Origin of the sequence: Pseudomonas pharyngis (assembly GCF_021602345.1) — a bacterium.
Taxonomy (GTDB): Bacteria; Pseudomonadota; Gammaproteobacteria; order Pseudomonadales; family Pseudomonadaceae; genus Aquipseudomonas; species Aquipseudomonas pharyngis.
The window spans coordinates 81,412-106,180 of the sequence record NZ_BQID01000014.1; the positions used below are offsets into that span (position 1 = coordinate 81,412).

Sequence of the window (24,769 nt, forward strand, 5' to 3'; positions counted from 1 at the left end):
ATGAGCGGTGGGAACGGCCCCCGCTCCCACCGTTTTTTTAGACTCAAGCCTTGGGCTGCGTCCCCAGAATCGTCACCCGCTCGCCATACCGCGAGTGCGGGAAATAATCCCAGACCGCATGGTGCTGGGTGCAGCGGTTGTCCCAGAACACCAGACTGTTCGGCGCCCAACGCACGCGGCAGCTGAGGACCGGCTCACGGGCCACCAGATCGAACAGCATGTTCAACAGCACCTGACTTTCACCGCCGGACAACTGGACGATGTGCGAGGTGAACCCGGAATTGACGAACAGTGTTTTACGCCCGGTTTCCGGGTGGCGAACCACCACCGGGTGCTCGGTTTTCGGCAGGTTGGCCGGCGCCTCATAGCCCTTCCACGGAATCGCACCGTCATGGATCGCGGTCAATTCGCCGAGAAACTGCTGCATCGTCGGCGACAGCATTTCCAGCGCCAGGTGCATGTTGGCGAACAGCGTGTCGCCGCCGGTGCCGATGGCCGGGGTTTCCTTGACGTACAGCATCGAGCCCATGGAAGGCGCCAGATCGGCGGTGCCGTCGGTGTGCCAGGTTTCGCCGGCCACGTAGCGCGATTGCGCATTGGCGCGGATCACCACCAGCTCCGGGTCATCGCCGTCGATGTCCTCCACCGGCAGCGCCCGCAGCTCACCGAACAGCCGGCCAAACGCCTTGTGTTCGTCCACCGTCAGGTGCTGATCGCGGAACACCACCACGTGATTCTCCAGAAAGGCCCGGCGGATTTCCGCGAGCTGCTCGTCGCTCAGCGGCTGCGAAAGATCGACGCCGCCGATCTCGGCTCCAATGATCGGCGTGATCCGCTCGACCGTGATGTGCTGATACGGCGCACGCCGTTCGGCGGCGATGCGCTCGATTGCCTTGAGTGCCAACTGGTCCATGTTCTCTCACCTTTGTTATTGGAACGACACCGATGACTGCTCGCGCAGCGAACGCGGGCGCATGTCGATCCAGTGCTCGTTGATGTAATCCAGACAGATTTGGCGTTCGCCGCGCATCCCCGCCTCGCTCCAGCCGCTGGCCATCGGCTTGCCCGCCGGCCACAGGGAATACTGGCCCTGAGCGTTGATCACCACATCGAATTGCAGTTGTGCGTCATTCATGTCGTTCTCCTGTTGAACGGGATTGCAGCGTGGCCAGACTCCGGTCGAGCCCGGCGGCGAGATGGTTGAGTGCGGCCTGCCGCTGTTCGTCGCTCGAAGCGCAGGCCCCGACGTAAACCCGCACGGACGCCCCGCAGACCTGAGCGCAGGTGTCTGCGTCTTCGTCCGCGAAGGCCCGGGCCGACACTTCGGCGTTGGCGCTGGCATGAGCCTGGGCAAACGCGGTGGCGGCAGCCTCGGTATTGAGTTGCGCGTAGTACTCGGCGAACGCCTCGGCATCGCCGAAGTGCTCGGCAATCATGGCGCTGTTGGCCGGTGCGAGGCCGTAGGTCAGCGCACTGGCGTGGGCCTTGGCGTACGCCGCGTCATAGGCGTAGGCCTTGCGATACAGTGCCAGCAACACCGGTTTGAGCGTGGCCCGCCATTCGCCCTGACGCCCGATCACGCCGAGCGCCGCTCGCTGATGCAGGCTTTGCAACGCGAGCAGCGCCTGCTGATGTTCCGGCAAGGCTTCGCCGAGCATCGGCAGGACCACGTCGGCCTGCCAGAGATGAAACAGCCGCAACGGCACGGGCCCCTCGCCATTGTCTATCCGCTTGCGCAGGTCGTCGGCCTGTCCGGTTTCGCACAGCACTTGCACTAAATTCAGCAGCCATCGCGGCATCGAGATCGGTTCATTCATGGCGCCGGCTCATCCGTACCGATCACCTCGGCCAGCAACCGCGCCCAGCGGCCCGCCACGATGCCGTAGTGATCGGTGTCCAGGGTTTGCCAGCTGCGCAACTGCGGCAGCAAGGCCTGCCAGTTGCGTTGCAGGTCATCCGGATTCCAGGCATTGCCCAGCCCGTAAGGATTGGCGTGCCCGGCGATGAACAACCGCACCGCTGTGGTCGCCAATGCTGGCGGCTGGAAGTCGATCATGCTGGCCATGTTATTGCGGCAGCACACGGTCAGCCGTTGCAGATACGCCTGACGTTCTTCGGCCATGCCCTGCCCTTCGACCTCCGGCCAGCGCTGGGCGAACTCGCGTTGGAACACCTGCTCGATGGTCTGCTCATCAATGCCGGCCAGCTGCGCACCGGCATCCGGCGCGGGCGGGTCGATCAGGTACAACAACGGCTGTCTGAAGCCGTCGACCTGGGCCTGATGACACAGCGCCTGCGCCACCCATGCACCGAATGACCAGCCGGCCAGACGCCAAGTGCAGCCGTGCGGAAGGTGGGTTTTGATCGCCTCCAGATACCAGAGCCCACGTTCTTCCACGCTGATGTTCGGCAACTGCGGTACACGCAGCGCCGGGTCGGCGATCACGCACACGCCCAGTTCCGCCGGCAGCGCCGAGACCAGTTCCCGATAGGCCTGAACATCGCCGCCCACCGGGTGGATCAGGTACAGCCAGTCGCGGCCGGCACCGGCATGCCACTGATCGATCCGCACCGCGTCGCGCCAATCCTGCGGCGCCTCTTCAACCGTGGCGGTCGAGACCAGCCCCAGCACCTCGCTCAGGCTGACCTTGTGGCTGAATTGCGACAGTTGGAACACCTCGCCTGTCGCCGCTTGCAGTTCGTCGATCAGGTCGAGCAGCGTCAGCGAGTCCGCGCCCAGGTCGTACAGCGAATCGTCATCTTCCAGCTCGGCCACACCGAGCCACTTGCACAGGCACTCACGCAAGCGCGCCGACAGATCCGCACCCTTCGGCGCCTCGACCGCTGCGGCCACGGCACCATGGCGAACCGGATAAAACCGCCGCGCCGTGTCGATGCCGGTGGTGGAGATCAGCAGCTGCGGCAACTGCGTCGCCATCGCCAGATCGAACACCCGACAGCCCTCTTCCGCCGACAGACCGACCGTCAGATGCTCCAGATGCGCGGCGTCTCCACCGTTGCTGGTGGTGGCCATGCCGATGTCGCGCCAGATGTCCCAGTTGATCCCCAGTCGCAAGCAAGTGTCGGCGGGGTTCGGGCGATAGTGGGTGAAGCCGTCGAGTACCCCGCTGGCCGCCGCGTAATCCAGATGCCCCGCGCCGCCGAACAGTGCCGACATCGACGAGCAGTACAGGACAAAACCCGGTGTCAGGTGCTCGATCAACGCCTCGACCGCCAGCATGCCGCGAGTCTTGGCGGCCATGGTCTCGGCCATTTGCCGAGGATCACGGTGGCGAATCAGACTGCCTGCACCGACGCCTGCCGCATGAATCACCCCGCTCAGACGACCGTAACGAACGGCCAATTGATCGAGGACCTGCGGCCAGCGCGGCAGGTCTGCGATGTCCGCTTTGATGCAGTCGATCCGCGAAGCGTAAGCCGCCAGTGACGCCGGCAGTTGCCCCTGACGCGAGAGCAGCACCATCCGGCGTGCAGGCGCCTGCAGCAGGTGTTCGCACAAGGTCCGGCCGATGCCGCCGCTGCCGCCCAGCACCAGGAACGTACCGTCTTCCGGCAGAAGCCCTGATGTCGTTGCTGGGCCGGTCAATGGCTGAGGCATCAAGCGTGGCTGCCACAGGTAACCATCGCGCACCGCCATTCGCCGAGGCAGTGAAGACGGGTCGCCAAGCAGCGCTGCCAACTCGCCGGCGTGCGTTTCAAGTGGTGACGACGGCCAGTCCAGCCAGTGGCAACGCACCGGGTATTCCTGCGGCACCACTTCGGTAATGCCGGCCAGCGCTGCCAGTTCGGGCCGTCGCACCTCGCCGTCCACCGGGCATGCCTGCCATGACATCAACCACAACCGCAGCCGTGTCGTGCGCGGGGTTTGCCCCCAGGCCTGCATCAGCGCACTGACCGTGTCCAGGCAAGCCCACTGCGCCAGATCCAGCGATTGCTCGTTGACCGCGCCCGACACCGCCAGCGGCAAGGCATGCAGCCAGTCGAGTTCGCCGAGTTCAGGTTCTGCGACCTCGGCGAGCAAGCGGTTCAGGGCTTCGATGTCCAGCGGATCAAGTTCGAAACGGTCCGCGCTCAGGCGCTTGAAGCCATTGCCGGTGCGCACGTGAATGACGCGTCGGTACACCGTGTTCAGGCTCGCCAGCAACGTCGATTCCGGCGTTTCATGGCTGCACAGAATCAGCACCTCACGGGATTCCGCCGTCGCTGTCGCGCTCAATCGCCGGGTGCGCACCCACTGTCGCTGGTGGAACCAGTCCGCCAGCGGTTGCCGCTCAAGGGCTGGCGCAGCAGGTTGGTTAGCCACGGGAGTCTGGAAACGATACGGCTGAAGATCGAACGACGACGGCGGCAAATCCCAGGGCGGCGGTGCCGAGCGCTGCGGCCACTGGATATTCGCGCCTTCGTACCAGGCGTCCAGCAGCTCCTGCGGCGATTGATCACGGGCGATCACCTGCGCACTTGAGAGCGTGACTTCCTTGATCTCTGTCGGCTGCAATGGAATGGCCTCCCCCGTCCCACAAACCATTGCGAAGCGCCAGCGCAACTGCCGGCGACCTGACTGCAAGTGCCGCAGCAATGCAGTCTGCTGTTCCGGGTTCGCGTGCAGGTATTCGCGAATAGCCGCGATATCGCGCAGCAACTCCGCCCGGCTATGGGCCGAGATCATCAGCAGCGGCAATGTTTCCTCGACCGTTTCCTGCGCCGTGGGCGCAGCGCCGACGATGACATGCGCATTGGTCCCGCCGATCCCGAAACTGCTGACACCGGCCAGTCGCCGCCGCCCTTGCGGCCATGGCCGGGACGTGGTCGGCACATAGAACGGCGAATGTTCCAGATCGATCTGCGGGTTGATCCGGCCAAAACCAAGGTTCGGCGGCAGCACGCCATGGAACACCGCGAGGCTGGCGCGAATCAGCCCGACTACCCCCGCCGCCGCGCCCAGATGACCGATCTGGCTTTTTACCGAAGCCAGCGCGCATTGGCCGGCCGGCGCATCGCCGAAAGCCTTGGTCAACGCCGCGACTTCGATCGGATCGCCCAGCAAGGTGCCGGTGCCGTGGGCCTCGATGTAGCCGATGTCGGCACCGGTCAATCCGGCCCGGTTCAAGGCATCGCGGATGACCGCGCTCTGCCCCGCCACCGACGGCGCGGTGTAACTCATCTTGGCCCGGCCATCGTTGTTCAGCGCCGAGCCTTCGACCAACGCATAGATCCGGTCGCCATCGGCCCGCGCCCTGGCCAGCGGTTTGAGCACCACCACGCCGTAACCACTGGCGCCAAGGGTGCCGCTGGCGTCATCGCTGAATGGACGGCACAGACCGTCGGCGGAAAAGATGTGCTGCGAGCGGTGCCGATAGCCCTCGGTCAGGGTCGGGTCGATCAGCACCCCGGCCGCGAGCATCACGTCGCTGTCGCCCTGGCGCAGCATCGAACTGGCCAAGTGCACGGCGATCAGCGAACTGCCGCAAGCGGCCTGCACGCTCAGGGCCGGGCCGTTGAGGTCCAGGTGATACGCGGCTTTGGTCGCCAGAAAATCCTTGTCGTGGTGCAGCGCCAGCTGGAAGCCGTCCGGCAAATCGTCGTCGGCGGTTTCGCGCAGCATTTGCTGGAAGTACGTGGTTTCGCCGCAACTGGCGATCAGACCGATGCGCGGACCGTCCGCCGAAGGGACGATGGCCGCGTGTTGCAGGGCCTGTACGCAGGCCATCAGCAGATGCCGCTGTTGCGGGTCCATCAGGCGTGCTTCCTGACGGCTGATGCCGAAGTACTCGGGATCGAAATCGAGCATGCCCGCCAGTTGGCTGCGGGCACCGACCAGGCCTTCTTCGGCAGCAAAGTGTTCGATGCCCAGCTCATTGCCTTGCACCATGGCCCAGAACTCGGACAGGTTCTGTGCCCCGGCCACATTGACCGCCATGCCGATGATCGCCATCGGCTGATGACCAGCATCGGTTTGCCGTACCTGCTGCACCGCTGCCACTGGCGCGGTCGACAGATGCGCCGCCAGACGCCGCACCGTGACGTGTTCGAACAGATCGGCCATTGTCACCTTGTGCGGCAGTTCTTCGGCGTAACGGCCATGCAAACGCATGAGGCCGAGGCTGGTGGCGCCGGCCTCGAAGAAGGTCTGCTCCGGTTCGATATCCCGGCCGATCACGGCCTGGAACAACTCACTCAGTTGCCGTTCCAGTGCGCTCAATTGAACACTCGGTTGTGGCGCACTGCGCCGCTCCAAAGCCTCGCCCAGATTCGGCAAGGCCTTGCGGTCGATCTTGCCGCTGGGGGTGCGTGGCCATAGGTCGATCCGCCGGTATTCATCGATTCGCACATGGGCCGGCAGCAGCTGCGCGACCTGACGATCCAGCTTGCCGGATGTCGCAGGTTCGCCATCGAGTTGCAGCCAGGCAATCAGCCGTGGCGGATCGGCCTGCACCGCGACCACCGCGTTGACCACTTCCGGCACCTGCATCAGCGCCGCCTCGATCTGCCCCAGTTCCAGGCGATGGCCGCTGAGTTTGATCTGCTGATCGTCACGTCCCAAGTAATGCAGGCAGCCCCGGGCATCGGACCACGCCAGATCGCCGGTGCGGTAGTACAAACAGCCGTCTGCCAGCTCGACAAACCGTGCGGCGTTCAGGGCAGGATCGGCCAGATAACAGCGGGCAACCATCGGCCCGGCCACCAGCAGATAGCCGCGACAGCCGTTGGGCACCGGGCGGTCGTGTTCATCCACCAGCAGCAACCGCGCATTGCCGACGGCATGGCCGATCGGCGCGCGCAACGGCCAGTTCCGCGCCACGGGCGGCAGGCGCAAGGCGCTGACCACGTGGGTTTCGGTCGGGCCATAGTGGTTGAACAGCGAGGCCTGCGGCATGCCGTCGAACCAGTTGCGCAGCGCATCGGTGCAGAGCAATTGCTCGCCGGCCGTGATCACCTCGCGCAACGCCGACGGGTAAATGCCCCGGGCCACCGCGGTTTGCGTCAGATGCTGCAAGGCCACGTAAGGCAGGAACAGGCGCTCGATCCGCGCCTCGACCATGTAATCCAGCAACGCCTCGGCATCCTGACGCCAGCGCGGCGTGATCAGGTGATAACAACCGCCGCCGCACAGGGTGCTGAAAATCTCCTGAAACGACACATCGAACGACAGCATCGAGAACTGCAGGGTCACCGCTTTCGCCGGCAACTGCCCTTCGGTGCGCTGCCATTGCAGCAGGTTGCACAGGGTGCGTTCCGACACTTGCACCCCTTTGGGCGTGCCCGTCGATCCGGAAGTGAACAGCGTGTACAACGGCCGTTCGCCAGCGTGGCGTGGACGCTCGAACGTTCCGGCATCGGCGCGCAGATCGACCCGATGGGTGGCGAATCGTCCGGCGTTCAGGTCATCCAGTGCAGCCTTGGTCGCGTCGCTGAACAGCACACAAAGCGGCTGCGCCTGCTGCAGCACCTGACGCTGGATCGCCACCGGGTAAGCAGGGTCCAGCGGCACGGCGGTCAGGTTGAGTTTGGCCAGGGCCAGCAAGGCGACAATGTGCTCCACCGAGGCATCGAGGAACAGCACGACATGCAACGGCGCGTTCCCGGCCGGCAACGGATGGCGCTCGATCAGGTTTGCCGCCAGAGCATCGGCCAGCGCATTCAGCTCGCTGTAGTTGAGGCGCTGCTGGCCTTGAACCAGCGCGACCGCCTCCGGCGTGCAAAGCACTTGATGCTCGAACCCGTCCGCCAGTGTGTTGAACGGCAGCGCAATCTGCGGACCTTCGCTGGCGGGTGGCAGGCTGCGTCGATACGGGCCGAGCAAATCGTTGAAGTTGGCCGCCGGGTTTTCCAGCAACAGATCCAGACCCCGGCGGAACAGCGCGTTCAACGCCCGCATCTGTTCGGCATCGAAATAGCTGCACTGATATTCCCACCAGCATTCCAGCTGCGAACCGCTGCCCACCATCAACAACGTCAACGGGCACTTGGCATGTAACTGCTCGTTGAATGCCAGCGTGGCGCGCAGGTTTGAGTCGGCCAGTGCGGCGTAGTCAGTGTTTTCCAGCACGAACATGAAGTCGAACAACGAGGGGCTCGACGACAGCCGCAGGTCTTCCACCAGATCCGCCAGCGCCACGTCCTGCAACGCCAGCACCTCGCGCACGGTGGCGGTCTGTTTGCGCAACTGCTCGCCCAGCGTGGATGCGTGTTCAACGGCGGTCGGGATCAGCACGGTGTTGGCAAACATGCCGACGGTGTCTTCGAACTCCGCCAGTGGCCGGTTGGCCACCGGGCTGGCGATCCGTGGCCGCTCGCACCCGGTCAGGGCGTACAGGCTCCAGGCGAAGACACTGAACAGCACTTCGAAACGGGTCAGCCGTTGTTGGGTGCAAAAGCGCTCAAGAGCCGCACTGCGCAGGGTGCCCAAGGGTTCGCGGTGCAACCGGGCGTGGGGGCTGAATTCGCGCATTGGCATCAATGCAGGCGACGGTTCTTCCTGACGGCGATGCAATTCGGCGAGGGCGCGGCGCTGGTCGCGATAATGCGGATCGACGCCCCACTGGCGCTGCCACTGACCAAACTCCAGCGTCGTCAATCGGGCGGACGGTTGCAAGCTATCGCGGCCTTGCAGGGCATCAGCGTAAAGCTGCGTCAGGTCATCGAACAACAGGTTCACCGACCAGCCATCGACGATGATGTGATGCAGGTTCAGCAACAGCCGGCAGCTGCCATCGGCGAACGGCAGCAGCCAGGCTTGAAACAGATTCGAGGTGGTCAGGTCGAACGGCGCGGCGAACACCAGCTCGACGAAGGCCTGCCAGTTGTTCTCGGTGAAATGCCCGACCGCGAAGGTGCGACAGGTCGAACCCTGCTCGGCGATTACCTGATCCAGTCCATCGGCACCCGCCACGAATGCCGTGCGCAACCCCGGATGACGCTGCACCAGACGCCCCAAAGCCTCGGCCAGTGCCGCAACTTCGACACCTGCCGCCAGATGCAGAATCAGCGGCACGCTGTAGGCGGTCGAGGTCGGCGAGCGTTGCTGCAACAGCCATAGGCGGCGCTGTTCGGCGGTGGCCGGCAGGCGTTTGGCGCTGCTGATCGGAGGCGCGGGTGGGTAAATCGACTCGCCGTTCGTTTCACCGTTCAGTTGTGCGGCCAATGACGAGAAAGGCTCGTTGAGCAACGTATCGATGGCGATCTCGCGCTGCCAGTGGACACGGATCGCCGAACGCAGGCGCAGCGCCTTGAGCGAATCGCCGCCACTGCCCAGCCAGTCGTCCTGCGCGCTCAGAGCCGGTTGGCCGAGCAGCGAGCGGGCCTGACTCAGCAACCAGTCCAGGGCCGGTGAAGCGTTTTCGTTATCCGTAGCCGCCAGGACTGGATGCCACGGACTCAACCCTTGGGCCAGCAAGCCATCACGATCGATCTTGCCATTGGCCGTCAGCGGCAGGCGCTCCAGCAGGAACAGCTGATGCGGCCGCATATACGGCGCCAGTTGTGCCCGCAGATGGTTTTCGAATTCCTGATAGTCCAGATCCCCGCGAGGCACGATGAACGCCAGCAACTGATGGTCTTCTGCCGCCTGCCGCCGGGTGCAGACGTACACCTGCGCCACGCCTGGATGCTCCAGGATCCGTTGCTCCACCTCCCCCGGTTCGATCCGGAAGCCGCGAATCTTCACCTGCCGGTCGACCCGCCCCAGGTACTCGATCAAGCCTTCGGCATTGCGCCGCACCAGATCGCCGGTGCGGTAATGCACCTGAGCGCCACCGTCGAGGTCGGGCAAACGGACGAACTGGCGAGCGGTTTCTTCGCGCCGGTTGCGGTAGCCACGGGCGACACCGCTGCCACTCAAATACAGCTCGCCGACCTCGCCCGCCGGCACCGGGCGTTGCTGCTCATCCAGCACCTGCACGCCGGTATCCGGCAACGGTCGGCCAATGGGCGCCGAGTCACCGGCAAAATCGCGGCTGATCGGCCAGCACAGGGCAAACGTGGTGCATTCGGTGGGGCCGTAGACGTTGAAGATCCGGCAGCGGCTCTCAGGATTGGCCCGATACCAGCCGCGCACGGCGGCAGCGCTGATCTGCTCACCGCCGATCAGTACCTGACGCATGCTGGAAAAGCACGACGGCCACTCGGCAATCAACGTGTTGAACAGCGACACGGTCATGAACAGATTGTCGACCTGGGTGCGCTCCAGCACCTCGGCCAGTCGACGCGCATCCAGCACGCCCTCGTCGGCGATCATCACGCAGCAACCGCCGTTGAGCAGCGGCGCCCACAGTTCGAAACTGCACGCATCGAACGCCGGGTTGGACAGGCAGGCAAACCGGTCCGTCGGGCGAATCTCGATATAGCCGTCGGTATGCGCCAGCCGCAGCAGGCCGCGTTCGCCGACCTCAACCGCTTTTGGCGTGCCGGTGGTGCCCGAGGTGTAGAACAGGAACATCACCTCGGCAAAGTCTTCGGCCAGCGCTTGCCGCGGAGCGTCCGGCTGATCGAGCAAGGCCTCGACACTGGTTTGCCACAGTGACGGCGACCACAGCGGCTCTTCATCCAGGGTAATCAGGCCGACACACGCCGCATCCGCCAGCATCAACTCCCGACGTTTGCGCGGGCTCGCCCGATCCAGCGGCACCACCACCGCACCGACCTTCAACGCACCGATAATCGCCGCCAGCCATTGCCATGAACGCGGCATGCACAACGCCAGCGACTGGCCGGGCTCGACGCCGCGCGCCAGCAACCCTCGGGCGATGCGCTCGCTGGCGCTGGCCAGTTCGGCGTAAGTCAGCGTGACCGATTGATCGATCACCGCCGAGGCTTGCGGATTACCCGCCACTTGCTCGGCAAAACGCGCGAGCAATGGCCTGTCATTGGACGCACTCATCATTTCGCCTCCTGCGCGTCGAAGCGTTGCAGCTCCCGACGGATGATTTGCGAGACCCGGTGGATTTCCGCGCTTTCGAGCATGTCCCAGTGCCCGCCGCTGACCAGTTTCGCCAGATAGCCGCTGCCCGCGCGGCGACGCCAGAAGCCCCGCAGTTCATGCAACTGATGGCGGCTGAAATCTTCCCGCGCCTGGATCAGCACCACTCGACCGGCGCGCGGCGCGCACTCATAGGCGGCCATGGCCAGGCGGTTGTGGTTGTAGATGTTGAAGTAGCGCTCGACCTGCGCGTCCTCGATGCCGGGGTACATGCCATTGAAACGCACCAGTTTGTCGCGGAACTCGGCCATGTCCACGGTGCCGATCTGCTCGCGGAAACCCGGATCGTCGCTGCCCTGGGTGTCGAGCAGCACCACCGTCACCTGACGATGCCCCGCCGCCGTCAACCGCCGCGCCATTTCATAGGCCACCAGGCCGCCGAACGACAGCCCGGTGAGGATCAGCGGTTGCTGCGTCAGCGGTTCGATCTGGCGCAAGTAAGCCTCGGCCATCGCTTCGACCGTCGGCTCGGTGCTCTCCCCCGGATTCAGCCCCGGCGATTGCACGCCGTAGACCCCGGTCTCATCCGGCAGCACCTTGGCCAGCGACAGGTAACAGAACGCCGTACCGCCCGCCGGGTGAATGCACACCACGTTGTGCTGGCCGCTGCCGCGACGGAACTCGATCAGGTTGCTCTGGGCCAGCGCCGGGTTGGCCCCGACTCGCAGCCAGCCGCCCAGCGCCTCGATGGTCGGGTAGCTGAGCACCACGCGCACCGGCACTTCGACCGCGAACTGCTGGCTGATTTCATGGGCCATCTTGATCGCGGCGATCGAGGTGCCGCCGACGTTGAAGAAGTTGTCACGAATGCCGATCTGCGGCGCCAGCAACAGGCTTTTCCAGATCTGGTACAGCGCCAGTTCGATGTGATCGCGCGGGCTGCTCAAGTTGACTTGGCGCTTGGTCATCTCTTCATCCGCCAATGCTGTCAGCGCGGCACGGTCGACTTTGCCATTGGCGGTCAGCGGCAAGGCGTCGAGCCACAGATAGCTGCCGGGGATCACCGCTCTGGGCAGGGTCGTCGCCAGATGGGCGTGCACTGCGGCTTCGTCCACGGTCTCGGCCACCACGCAACAGGCCACCAGCCGCTGATCCTGCGCTGCTTCGCCGACCATCAGCACCACGGCGCTGCGAATGCCGGGAAACGCTTCGAGCCGGGCCTCGATCTCGCCCAGTTCCAGGCGCACGCCGCGCAACTTGACCTGGAAGTCGTTGCGACCCAGAAACTCCAGCTGACCGTCCGGGCGATAACGCGCCAGATCGCCGCTGCGATAGAGCCGATCGCCTGTGACAAAGGGATTGTCGATAAAGCGCTCTGCGCTGAGCTGCGCCAGCCCCAGATAACCCCGGGCCACGCCCACGCCGCCAATGTGCAGATGCCCGGTCACGCCCACCGGCACCGGGTGGTCGCGGTCATCGAGCACGTAAAAACGGTTGTTGGCAATCGGCCGACCGATCGGCAGTTGCCGGGTCGGCACCTCGGCGCCGGGCTCCAGGGTCCAGATGCTGTTGATCACCGTGGTTTCGGTCGGGCCGTAGACGTTGTGCAGCCGCGCATGGGGCAGTCGCTCCTGAAAGCGCCGGGCCAGGGCCGGCGGCAGTTCACCGCCGCCGCTGAACACGTCAGTCAGCGACGCACACTGGCTGACCTCCTCGACCTCCAGAAACAACTGCAACATCGCCGGCACGAACACCAGCGCCGTGACCTGCTGCTCGCGCACCTCGCGGGCCAGATACGCCGGTTCGTAATGCCCGCCGGGTCGCGCAATAACCAATCGCCCGCCGGTTGCCAACGGCCAGAAGGTCTCCCAGGCCGAAGCATCGAAACCGAACGGGATCTTGTGCAGCATCGCCCCTGCTTCGCCGCAGACCTGCAAACACCACAGCAGCAGATTGCTCAAGCCACGGTGGGCGACCATCGCGCCCTTGGGCAACCCGGTGGTGCCGGAGGTGTAGATCACGTAGGCGAGATGGTCCGGGGTGACGCCGACATGGCGCGGATCAAGATTGTCCGCCGGCAACGACGCCCAGCTCGCGGCATCTTGTTCGAGGTCGAGGATCGGCGCTTCCCAGGTCGAGCCTTGCACGGCTTGGCGCAAAATCCCGTGCGCCGAGCCGAGGGTCAGCAGCACCGCCGGCGTGCTGTCGCCGAGCATATGACTCAGGCGCCCCAGCGGATAATCCGGATCCAGCGGCACGTAAGCGCCGCCGGCCTTGAGCACCGCCATCAACGCAACCGGCAACTCCAGCGAGCGCTCGATGCACACCGCCACGCGCACGTCCGGGCCAACGCCCAAGGTGCGCAAGTGCCGCGCCAGTCGGTTGGCCCGGGCATTGAGTTCGGCGTAGCTCAGGGATTCGCCCTCAAACAATACTGCGCAGGCCTGAGGGTTGCTCGCGGCCTGCGCTTCAACGAGTTGATGCACGCAGGGCGCCGTTTGCGTCAGCGGCGCGGCGCGGTTGAAATCGACCAGCACCTGCTGACGCTCAGCCTCGTTCATCAATGGCAAGGCATTGATCGGTTGCTTGGCGTCGGCGGCGATCTGTTCGAGCAAGTGACGGTAGTGCCCGCTCAGGCGCTCGATGGTTGCGATGTCGTAGAGGTCGGTGTTGTATTCCACCAGCAAGTCCAGCCGCCCATTCCGCTCGACCCATTCGAACGCCAGATCGAACTTGGCCGTGGCACTGCTGGTGCCGTACGGCGCCAGTTCCAGGCCAGGCATCTGCACTGCGTTGCCCGGGGTGTTCTGCAGCACCAGCATCACCTGGAACAACGGCGAATGACCGGGATCGCGCGGCGGGTTGACAGCCTCGACCACGCGGTCGAACGGCACATCCTGATGAGCGTGGACGTCGAGCATTTGCCCACGCACGTCGCGCAGCAGCTCGGCGAAGGTCTGCTGTGGATTCAGGCGCTGACGCAGCACCAGGGTGTTGACGAAATGGCCGATCAGCGGCTCGACTTCCGGGCGATTGCGGTTGGCGAACGGCGTGCCGATGCACAGATCCTGCTGACCGCTGTGGCGCCACAGCAGCACCGCCAATGCGCCCAGCAGCACGTTGAACAGCGTGCCCTGAGTCTGCCGGGCCAGCGCCGTGAGTTCACGCAAGGTGCCGCGATCGACCGAGGAACTGAACGTGGCCCCGACATAACGCTGCACCAGCGGTCGTGGCCGGTCGGCGGGCAACGTCGACAACAGCGGCGCGTCGTCCAGGGTGCGCCGCCAGTAATCGAGCTGAGCGTCCAGCGCCGCACCGCCGACGCGCTGTTGCTGCCAACAGGCGTAGTCAGCGTATTGCACCGGCAACGGCGCAAGCGTCGGGGTTTCGCCACGCAGATAATCGCCGTACAGCGTGGCGACTTCGTGCAGGATCACGCCCATCGACCAGCCGTCGGCGATGATGTGATGCACGCTGTAAAGCCACAGGTATTCATCGTCGGCCACGCGCAGCAACGACGCCCGCAGCAGCGGCCCGCTGGCCAGATCGAACGGCGCCCGGGCATCCTGCTCGACGGCGAATCGCACTTGCTGCTCGCGCTCGTCGGCAGGCAATTGGCGCAGATCCGTCACCGACAACGACAGCGGCATCGACGGGTGCACCACCTGACGCGGTTCGCCGTCGACGCTGCGAAACGTCGTGCGCAGGATTTCGTGGCGGGCCACCAGTTGGTTCATCGCCCGCTCCAGTTGCGCGACCTCCAGCCGGCCCTTGAGCGTCACCGCCGTGGGCACGTTGTAGAACGGGTTGCCGGGTTCCAGTTGATCGAGAAACCACAGTTGCCGTTGCGAGAATGACAGCGGCCAGTCCGTTTGGTCGTCGATACGCCGGGGAATCGCCGCGTCATCGTGCCCGCCGAGCAAGGCGATCAGTTCCTGTTTGTGACGTTTGAGCGCCAGGGTCAGTTCTTCCGTGAGAAACCCGCGCGGCGCCTTGCAGCGCAGCCTGTCACCGTCCACCTCGAGCACCACGCCATGGCGAGCGAACAACGCCAGCAATTGATCGGCATTCATACTTCGAACTCCTCCATGTCTTCATCGTCCAAGCTGGCGGTAGCAGGCTCGCTGGCAAACACCTCGACTGGCGCGCGGTGTTGTTCATCGGCCGTGCGCAGGCCGCCGATCATCGAGTAGATCAATTCATGGCTCGGCCCGAGGTCGAACAGCGTCGTCAGTTGTTGTTCCTCGACAGAGCCGATGCCGCAAAGGCCCAGGCCGTGCTCGACGGCGGTCATGCTCAGCAACTGGGCCATGGCGCCGCTTTCGATGTGGCAGAAGTCGCGGCTGCGCTCGCCGTACAACGGACGAATCGCCGCCATGTCGGCGATGAAAAACAGCGAGAACGCGGCGTTCTCATACACCGGACGGTTGACGAAATAGTCGTAGGTGTCCGGGTCGAGCAATCCGCTCTGGAGCGCCAGCAGACGATGCTGGCGGGGATCGTAGTAATACGCGCCGCCGGGCACGCCGAGCACGCGATCCGCTTTGATGTAGAGGTAGGCCTGAATCGGGTACAGCCCGCCCGCCGACGGGAACTGGTATTTCACTTCGCCGTCGAGTTGCCCCTGGGCCAGCGCTGCCAGTACGTGCGCGAAGGCCTGGGTGGCGATCGGTTGCCGATCGTATTGACGCACCGAGCGGTAATCGCTCAAACGTCGGGCGAAGGCCAGGTCTTGCGGCAAGTCCAGCGCCAGCGCCGGCAGGGTCTGAGCGAAGTCGCGGCGTCCACGCTGTTCGGCCTTGAACTGCGCCCGCTGCTGGGGATCTTCGATGATGTCCTGCACGGGCTCCGGGGCCTGCTGCACGTTGCCGAGCAGATCCTGCCGCGCCCGGTTCTGGCGGTACATGCCAAGCAGATGCAGCAGCGTCGGTTGGGCCAGCAATTGCGCCACGTGCGGGCGGAACTGCAAGGCGCCGGACAACGCGTTGCTGATCCTGACGATATCGATCGACGTTGCGCCGAGGTTCAGCAGATTGGCGTTGGCGGCAATGGAATCGCGCTTGAGCACGTCCTGCACGATTTCCACCAGCCGTTGCTCCTGCGGGCCCTCGACTTCGAGCGCCGGCCCTTGTTCCTCGATCTGCTCCGGTTCCGGCAGGCGTTTCTTGTCGACCTTGCCGTTGGACGACAACGGCCACGCTTCAACGAACGTGAACGACGGCGGAATCATGTAGGCCGGCAGTTTGTCGCTCAGGTACGCGCTGAAATCGCTGGCCTGCAACGCCGGATCGGCCTTGAGCACATAACCCGCCAGGCGCTTCTCGCCCAGCGTGCTGCCCAGAATCCGCACCACCGCGCTCTGCACGCCGGGATGGCGATTGAGCGCGGCCTCGATCTCACCCAGCTCGATGCGATAACCCTGGACCTTGACCTGATTGTCTTCGCGACCGAGGAATTCGATGTTGCCGTCCGGCAGCAAGCGTCCCAGGTCGCCCGTGCGATACAGCCGCTCGCCGGTCAGTGGATGATCGAAGAAACTGCCGGCGCTGAGTTTTTCATCGCGCCAGTAACCTTTGGCCAGTCCGATGCCGCCGATGTACAGCTGCCCCGCGACCCAGGTCGGGCGCACTTGCAGCGCTTCGTCCAGCACATAGAAGCGCTGATGATCGAGGGCCTTGCCGTAGGGAATGCTGCGCCAGGTCGGGTCGACGTGCTGTACCGGGTAACAGATCGACCAGATCGACGCTTCGGTGGCACCGCCCAGGCTGATCAGTTGCAAACCCGGCTGCAAGGCCCAGGCCCGCTCGGGCAGAGTCAACGGGATCCAGTCACCGGACAGCATCGCCACCCGCAGGCTGGCGGGCAACGTGCCGCCCTCGCCCTCTACGTACTCGACCAGCATGCCGAGCAGCGCCGGCACCGAGTTCCACAGGCTGACCTGATGACGCTTGATCAATTCGAGCCAGTGCGCCGGATCGAGTGACAGTTGCGGTTCGAGGATGACCACCGCCGCACCCACCGCCAACGTGCCGAAGAAGTCGTAGACCGACAGGTCGAAGCTCAGCGACGAGATCGCCAATACCCGGTCAGTCGGGCCGACGGCAAAGCGCCGATTGATGTCGAGCAAAGTGTTGACCGCACCGCGATGGTCGATCACCACGCCTTTCGGCTGGCCGGTGGAGCCCGAGGTGTAGATCACGTAAGCGAGGTCGCTTTCGTTTAGCTGCACGGGTTGCAGCGGCAGTACATCGTTTGATACTTCATCGGTCACGGCAATGGCCGTCACCTGCGCCGGCCATTCGATCTTGTCGAGCAGCACCGGCTGGGTCAGGGCCAGGCTCGCCTCGGCCCGTTCCAGAATATGCCGCAGCCGTTCCGCCGGTTGCGTCGGCTCGATAGGCAGGTAAGCGCCGCCGGCATACAGAATCGCCAGCGTTGCGACCACTTGCTCCCAGCCGCGCTCCATCACCACCGCGACCAAGCGGTTCGGCAGCACACCCTGCGCTTGCAGTCGGGCGCCGAGTTGTCGGGCCTCGTTGCGCAATTGGGCGTACGTCAGCTGCCGCGTACCGATCACCGCCAGGGCATCCGGTGTGGCGAGGGCCTGACGCTCGAACAGTTCGTGCATCAGCGGCAGGGTTTGCTGAACGTCGACCGGTGCTGGCAACCGTGCCTGCGGCAGCAGTTGCGGCGTGTTTGCACCCCAGGCTGCCGGTTCGCAGAGGCTGTCGAGCAGGGTGTTATAGGCGACGAACATCTGCTCGATCATGCCTTGCGGGAACAGTTCGTCGATGCTGTCCCAGTTGAACAGCAGGCGCCCTTCCAGCTCCAGCAAGGTGTGGTCGAGCCATACCTGCGGGGTCTGGGTGATGCTGTGCATGTGCTTGGCATTCAATGCGTCGGCGAGGTTGAATTCGGCCAATTCCGGCGCCGCTTCCGACAGCGTGCTGTTGAACACGATCGGCATCGCCGTCTGCTGCACGCCCCGGGCCTGGGACAATTCGCGCAGTACCCGCACACCGCTGACCACCGAATGGTCGATGTCGCGCCACAGTTGCGCCTGCACCGCGCGGGCCTTGTCGGTGAAACTCTGCGAACCGTCGATACCGACCTCCAGCAGCACCAGCGAGGTGAAGTCGCCAATGATTTCGTCGACATCGCTGTGCAGCGGCATGCGGTTGAACAGCGGCAGGCTCAGGGTGAAACGCGACGTGCGGCTCCACAGCGCCAGCACTTCGCTGAACGCGGTCAGCAGCATCACTGACGGCGTCACGGCAAACTGTTTGGCGACGGATTTGAGCTGCGTCCACTGCGCCGCCGACATGTCGCGGTCGCGGCGGGTGAAGTGCGGGTTGGCGATGCTTTCGGGTTGGCGCACCAGCGGCAGGTCCGGTGCCGGGGCAAGAGTGGTCACACGTTCGCGCCAGTAGCCCAGCGCCTGTTCGTAGCGGCGACCGTTGCGCAACTGCTGTTCGGCCAGCACATAGTCGCGGAAGGTCAGGCCCGGTTCCGCCAGTTCCAGGTTCGGATCGACGTAGAACGCCATCAGTTCGCGGGCGAGAATCTGCGTGCTCGCGGCGTCGACGATCAGCGCGTCGAGGCTGATGTGCAAATGGGTGATGCCGTCATCGAGTAGCGACAGGCTGAACTCGAACAGCGGCCAGCGACTGGCGTCTAGCACCTGATGGGACTGACGTTCGCGGGTCGCTTCCAGCGTGCGCTGCGCCACATCGGCGGGCAACCCGCGCAGGTCGCTGCGGGGCATGCGATAGGTCGGCACCTGCGCCAGCACTTGCTGGGTGCCGTCGCTGAGGAACACCACACGCAGCATGTCGTGGCGCTGGATCATGCGGTTCAGTGCACGCTCGAAACGCTCGGCGTCGAAGTCGGGAATGCGCAGTTCTTCGTAACCGTGGGCACTGACGCCACCGAGGCTGACCGTGGCCTCGCGACCGAACCAGTAGGCTTGCTGGATATCGGTCAGGGGGAATGGTTCATGTCGATTAGCGCGATCCGGTTCGATCTGAATGAACGCCGGTTCAACGCTTTGCTCTTCACGCGACACCTGCGTCGCCAGATCCAGCAACACCGGAGTCTGGAACAGACTGCTCAGGGACAGTTGCGCGCCCATGCGCTGGTTGATCGCATAGATCATCCGCGTCGCCAGCAGCGAGTGGCCGCCGAGGTCGAAGAAGTTGTCGTGAATACCAACCCGTTCGCACTTGAGCACTTCGGCCCAGATCTCGGCCATCTGACGTTCAATGTCATTGCGCGGCGCCTCGTAGGTCGCCCCGGCGCTGCGTTCCGGTGCCGGCAGCGCCTGGCGGTCGAGCTTGCCGTTGCGGGTCAGCGGCAATTGCGACAGGCGAACCCAGGCACTCGGGATCATGTGTTCGGGCAACTGGCGTTGCAATTCGGCTCGCAGGAATTCACTGGTCGCAGTGCCGACCACGTAAGCCACAAGACGTTTGTCGCCAGCCACGTCCTCACGCAGCAACACGGCGGCTTCCTGCACACCGGGTTGTTGATGCAACAGGCTGTCGATCTCGCCGAGTTCGATGCGGAAGCCGCGCAATTTCACCTGTTGGTCGATGCGTCCCAGGTATTGCACGTTGCCGTCGGCCAGGAATGTCGCGAGGTCGCCGCTGCGGTACATCCGCGCGCCCGGCTCGGCGCTGAACGGGTCCGGCAGGAAGCGTTCGGCGGTCAGGTCAGGGCGGTTTAGATAGCCCCGGGCCAGGCAGGCGCCGGCGATGTACAACTCACCCGCCACGCCGACCGGCACCGGATTCAGATATTCGTCCAACACGTACAGCCGCGCATTGGCGATGGGACGGCCGATGGGCGGCGCGTCCGGCCAGGATTCGGCCTCGTTGCAATCGAGGCTGAATTGGCTGACCACATGGGTTTCGGTCGGCCCGTACTGATTGTGCAGTTGCGCGCCACCTAGCCCACGGACAAAACCACGCAGCTCGTCATTGATTTGCAGGGCTTCACCGGCGGTGATGATTTCGCAACCACCGACCGGCATCGGTGCATCGGCCTCGGTCAGGCCGGCGAGTTGCTGCAACACGGCGAACGGCAGGAACGCCCGCTGCACGCCTTCGGCCACCAGGGTCGGGCGCAGCGCGGCCAGGTCCTTGCGGCTGTCTTCGGTCATCAGCAGCAGGCTGCCGCCCTGGCAGAGCGTGCTGCAGATTTCCTGGAAGGAGACGTCGAAGTTCAGCGAGGCGAATTGCAGGACGCGCTGCGGTGCGATGCCCTGATCGAGTTGCCAGGCGATCAGGTTGTCCAACGCGCGACGGTTGTGGGCCACGCCTTTCGGGCGTCCGGTGGAGCCGGAGGTGTAGAGCACGTAGCCGAGGTGGTCCGGGCTCACCGTGACCTGCGGATCATTCGTCGGGTGTTGTGCCCATTGCGCTGCGTCAGTGTCCAGGCAGCAGATTTTCGCCTCGTTGGCCGGCAGCCCGGTCATCAGGCTCGATTGCGTCAGCAGCAAGGTCGGTGCCGCATCGCTGAACATGAACGCCAGACGCTCGCTCGGGTAAGCCGGGTCAAACGGCACGTACGCCGCGCCGGCTTTGAGGATCGCCAGCAGGCCGATGACCATTTGTGGCGAGCGTTCCAGGCACAGGCCGACGCGATGCTCTGGGCCGACACCTTGTTCGATCAGGTAATGCGCTAGGCAGTTGGCCGCGCGATTCAGTTCGCCGTAACTCATTTGCTCACGATCGGCGAGCAGCGCAACGGCGTCCGGATTTTGCCGGGCGAGGGTTTCAAAGCGCGCCACACAACCGGGCAACGACGCGGTATCCCGCGCGGTGCGGTTCCAGTCATGAACGATCTGCTGGTGTTGCTCGGCGCTCAGCAGCTTGATCGCGGCCAGCGACTGCTGGCTGTCCTCGACCATCTGCGTCAGCACCCGACGCAGGTACTCGCCGAACTGCTCGACGGTGCCGCGTTCGAACAGCCCCGAGGCATATTCCAGGCCACCGACGATCTGCCCGTCGCGCTCACTGAGCGCCAGTTGCAGATCGAACTTGGCCACGTGGTGGCTGCTCTCGACCGGCGTAACGTCGAGCCCGGACAGCAGCAGGTCGGAATCCTGATCCTGCTCCCAGGCAAACAGCACCTGGAACAAAGGACTGTGGGCCAGACTGCGCGGCGGGTTGAGCAATTCCACCACTTGCTCGAACGGCAGGTCCTGATGTTCCTGAGCCTCCAGCGCCACTCGCCGCGCCTGTTGCAGCCATTGCGCCACCGACGGCGTACCCGATTGGGTCATGCGCAGCGCGAGGGTGTTGACGAAGAAACCGATCAGCCCTTCCAGTTCCTGCTGCGGGCGGTTGGCCGATGGCACGCCGATCACCACGTCGCTTTGCCCGGAAAGACGCGACAGCAACAGCGAAAAACCGGCCAGCAAATTCATGAACAACGTGGTGCCTTGCTGCATGCCCAAGGCTTTCAGGCGTGCGGTCAGGGCGGCGTCGAAGACCAGCGGGACAAAACCACCGAGGTAATCCTGCACGGGCGGGCGCTTGTGATCGGTCGGCAACTCCAGCAGCACCGGCGCGCCGCTAAGAGTTTCGCGCCAGTAACGGCTTTGCTGCTCAAGCACGTCGCCGGACAGCCATTGCTTTTGCCACACCGCGTAATCCACGTACTGCACCGGCAAGGGCGGCAGCGGATCGTCGCGATCCTGCAACGCCGCTGCGTACAGCTGACCGAGCTCGCGGGTGAGCACACCCATCGACCAGCCGTCGGAGATGATGTGATGCTGGGTCAGCAGCAAGACATGGTCATCCGCCGCCAGCCGCAGCAGGCTGACCCGCATCAGCGGGCCCCGGGTCAGGTCGAAGGGTCTGGCGCCTTCTTCGTCGATCAAGCGGCTCAGGCGTTCTTGCGCATCGTGCCCCTGCACGTCAGTCACCGTCAGCCGGACACTGTGCGCAGGCGGCGCAACCAACTGCCGCCCTTCCCCTTCAACGGCGATGAACGTCGTGCGTAACGCCGCATGGCGCGCCACCAGTTGATTGAAGCTGCGTTCCAGTGCCGGCACGTCCAGCGAACCGCGCAAACGCAGGTTCAACGGCATGTGATAGGCGGCGTTGCCACCCTCCATTTGTGCCAAAAACCACAGGCGCTGCTGAGCAGACGACAACGTTTGCGCGCCCGAGCGTTCAAGGGCCGTGATGGCCGGGCGAGCCGCCGCCTGACTGGCTTGCAGCCGTTCGGCGAACGCCGCCAGAACCGGTGCGGCAAACAGCGCCGAGGGCGCCACTTCCAGCCCCAGCGCATGACGAACCTGCGCCAGCACGCGCATCACCAGCAGCGAGTGACCGCCGAGGGCGAAGAACTGATCCTGACGCCCCACCCGCTCGACGCCGAGCACGTCGGCCCAGATTGCGGCGAGCGCTGTTTCCAGCGGGCCTTGTGGTGCCTGGTACTCCTGCTGATCGAACGCCTCGACGTCCGGCGCCGGCAGATTTGGGCGATCGACCTTGCCGTTGGCGGTCAGCGGCAGTGCATCGAGACGCACAAAAGCGGTCGGCACCATGTAGTCCGGCAGGCTGATTTGCAGTTGTTCGCGCAGTGAGCGCGGGCTCAGCGTTGAGTCTGGTTTTTCGCAGTAGTAAGCGACCAATCGCGGTTCACCGGGACTGTCCTGGCGCAGCAACACCACGCTTTCGCGCACGCCCGGAATGTCCGCCAACCGGGTTTCGATTTCCCCCAGCTCCAGACGCAGGCCGCGCAACTTGGCCTGGGAATCGTTACGGCCGAGGAATTCCAGTTGGCCGTCGGCCCGGTAACGCGCCAGATCGCCGGTGCGATACAGACGCTCGCCCGCCACGAACGGGCTGTCGATGAAACGCTCGGCGGTCAGTTTTGGCAGATTCAGATAACCGCGCGCCACGCCGACGCCACCGATGTACAACTCGCCCGCGACACCCTCGGCAACCGGTGCGCCGTCAGCGTCGAGCAGGTAAATCCGGGTATTGGGCAGTGCCCGGCCGATGGGCAGCACCGCGTCGATCGGGCTGTTTTCGGTGAATTCAAAACAGGTGCTGTCGATGCTCGCTTCAGTCACGCCGTAGGCCTGGACGATCTGCACGCGATCACCGCACAGCCTGCGCAATTGCCGCGCGCTGTGGGCGGTCCAGATGTCGGACCCGCAGACCACGGTGCGCAAGAACGACAAGTCGTGGCCGGTCTCTTCGACCCACGCCAACAGTGGATTGAGCAGCGCCGGGACGAAGTCGGCAAAGCCGATACGCGCGTCACGCATCAGGCGATACAGGGCCGGCGGGTCCATCAGAGTGTCCCGTGGGCAGAGCACCAGCGTGCCGCCAAAACCCAGTGCACGGATCAGGTCGGCGCTGAACACGTCGAAGGAAAAACCGGCCATTTGCAGGTGGTTGATCGGCTCGCCCAACTCATAGAGTTGCGCCCAGTCAGCGCTCACGGCGACCAGCCCGCGATGCTCGACCATCACGCCTTTCGGGGTGCCGGTGGAGCCGGAGGTGTAGATCACGTAAGCCAGGTGACGGGGTGTCAGGCCGATCGCCTGAGGATCGGGGTTGTCAGCCGACAGCGCAGCCCAATCCCGGGCGTCGGCCAGATCCAGCAGCGTCGGGGTGGTCGCCGACTGTTCGAGCGCCGCCCGCAAAACATCGCGCGCCTGGCCGTGGGTCAGCACCACCGGCGGTGCGCTGTCGGCCAGCATGTGCGCCAGCCGAGCCTGCGGGTATGCCGGGTCCAGCGGCACATAGGCGCCGCCGGCCTTGAGCACCGCGAGTACGCCGACCAGCATTTCCAGCGAACGCTCCAGACACAGCCCGACCCGCACGTCCGGCCCGACCCCGAGTTTGCGCAGCTGATGGGCCAACCGATTGGCGCGGGTGTTCAGTTCACGATAACTGAGCGCCTCCTGCTGCCAGCGTGCGGCGATGGCCTCGGGGTTGCGCAGCACCTGCGCCTCAAACAGGCCGTGCACGCACAGGTCTGCATCGAACGGTTTCAAGGAGCAAACGTCGGGCTGCGCGGGATTCGTCCCACGCAAGGAAGTGTTATCGAGCATCGGAGGCTACCGTCCATGACTACTTTATTTTTGTGATCAGGCCGGGACAGAAATGCCCCGCCAGTCAGGCCCCGGCATCAGATGCCGGCACGGTCATTCGAATTCAGGAGGATGGCGCGGCGCGCGCGTGCAGACTCGCGTTGAACGCGGGCACACGGAGAAATTCGGGGGGAGACAGGCTGGAGAAAAACGCCGCCGCGCGGTCGGCGCAGGCAACTGAAAAGTGGGCCGGATCATTGGCGACAGACGTCGCCCCGTTCATTGCATCGACGATTGCAAACCGCGTGACCAATTGAAACCTCGACTTCCATTTGAGGGTCAACGACGAGGAACAACCTGCGCGGGGATGACAGCGCCAGGGTGGTCCCGATCGGCTGCGACTGCCGGGTCTGTAGACACACGGCAATCTTCTGGCGCCGGGTTTGTGACCCGAAGCGCCGGCGGATAATAACCACGTTTTTTGTTAGGGAGGCAAACAAAATGTAGGAAATTTGCTAAATAAATATCGGACGTTTCCCACATGGTTGTGACGATGGCAAAGGGACAGGGATGTCAAAAATGCTCGTACACCGTACCGCCGTTTCCTGCAGGCCACGGGCATCGAAAACCGCTGCAGCGTCTTGAGTGGCCAGCGAAAAAGTCACCACGCGACCTACCTCGATAGCCGGGCGCTAACAAGCGCTAACAACGCATAACTGGCAGTCATTCGGCTGTGAAGGCAGGCTTGAATCTCACCGCTGAACGCCGGGCCACCT

6 protein-coding genes are annotated in these 24,769 nt (G+C 64.5%); all 6 read right to left on the reverse strand.

Features of this window, described 5'->3' with window-relative positions; genetic code table 11:
• Nucleotides 1-43 precede the first annotated feature (43 nt).
• From L6D74_RS24285 to L6D74_RS24310, 6 genes are read right to left on the reverse strand one after another with little or no spacing between them, the layout of a single operon-like run.
• Nucleotides 44-913 carry a TauD/TfdA dioxygenase family protein gene (locus L6D74_RS24285; RefSeq protein ID WP_039771066.1) on the reverse strand — a complete coding sequence of 290 codons (870 nt, stop codon included), beginning with the start codon at nucleotides 911-913 and terminating at the stop codon, nucleotides 44-46.
• 15 nt (nucleotides 914-928) lie between these two features.
• Nucleotides 929-1,135, reverse strand: coding sequence for an MbtH family protein (locus tag L6D74_RS24290; protein ID WP_085649153.1), 207 nt, complete (start codon nucleotides 1,133-1,135; stop codon nucleotides 929-931).
• Nucleotides 1,128-1,817, reverse strand: coding sequence for a hypothetical protein (locus L6D74_RS24295; RefSeq protein WP_236190772.1), 690 nt, complete (start codon nucleotides 1,815-1,817; stop codon nucleotides 1,128-1,130). Before L6D74_RS24295 ends, L6D74_RS24290 begins: the two co-directional genes overlap by 8 nt.
• Nucleotides 1,814-10,900: a hybrid non-ribosomal peptide synthetase/type I polyketide synthase gene (locus L6D74_RS24300; RefSeq protein ID WP_236190774.1), complete on the reverse strand. Its 9,087-nt coding sequence runs from the start codon at nucleotides 10,898-10,900 to the stop codon at nucleotides 1,814-1,816. The genes L6D74_RS24295 and L6D74_RS24300 overlap by 4 nt, the downstream gene beginning before the upstream one ends.
• The gene (locus L6D74_RS24305; protein WP_236190776.1) at nucleotides 10,897-15,009 is read right to left on the reverse strand and encodes a non-ribosomal peptide synthetase; all 4,113 of its coding nucleotides are present in this window, start codon (nucleotides 15,007-15,009) and stop codon (nucleotides 10,897-10,899) included. Before L6D74_RS24305 ends, L6D74_RS24300 begins: the two co-directional genes overlap by 4 nt.
• Nucleotides 15,006-24,014, reverse strand: a complete 9,009-nt coding sequence (locus L6D74_RS24310; RefSeq protein ID WP_236190778.1) for a non-ribosomal peptide synthetase — start codon at nucleotides 24,012-24,014, stop codon at nucleotides 15,006-15,008. The genes L6D74_RS24305 and L6D74_RS24310 overlap by 4 nt, the downstream gene beginning before the upstream one ends.
• Between the last annotated feature and the right edge of the window lie 755 nt (nucleotides 24,015-24,769).

Excerpts from the sequence above, each read along its gene's own strand:
- L6D74_RS24285 (WP_039771066.1), bottom strand. The coding sequence starts at position 913 with ATGGACCAGTTGGCACTCAAGGCAATCGAGCGCATCGCCGCCGAACGG.
- L6D74_RS24290 (WP_085649153.1), bottom strand. The coding sequence starts at position 1,135 with ATGAATGACGCACAACTGCAATTCGATGTGGTGATCAACGCTCAGGGC.
- L6D74_RS24295 (WP_236190772.1), bottom strand. The coding sequence starts at position 1,817 with ATGAATGAACCGATCTCGATGCCGCGATGGCTGCTGAATTTAGTGCAA.
- L6D74_RS24300 (WP_236190774.1), bottom strand. The coding sequence starts at position 10,900 with ATGATGAGTGCGTCCAATGACAGGCCATTGCTCGCGCGTTTTGCCGAG.
- L6D74_RS24305 (WP_236190776.1), bottom strand. The coding sequence starts at position 15,009 with ATGAATGCCGATCAATTGCTGGCGTTGTTCGCTCGCCATGGCGTGGTG.
- L6D74_RS24310 (WP_236190778.1), bottom strand. The coding sequence starts at position 24,014 with ATGCTCGATAACACTTCCTTGCGTGGGACGAATCCCGCGCAGCCCGAC.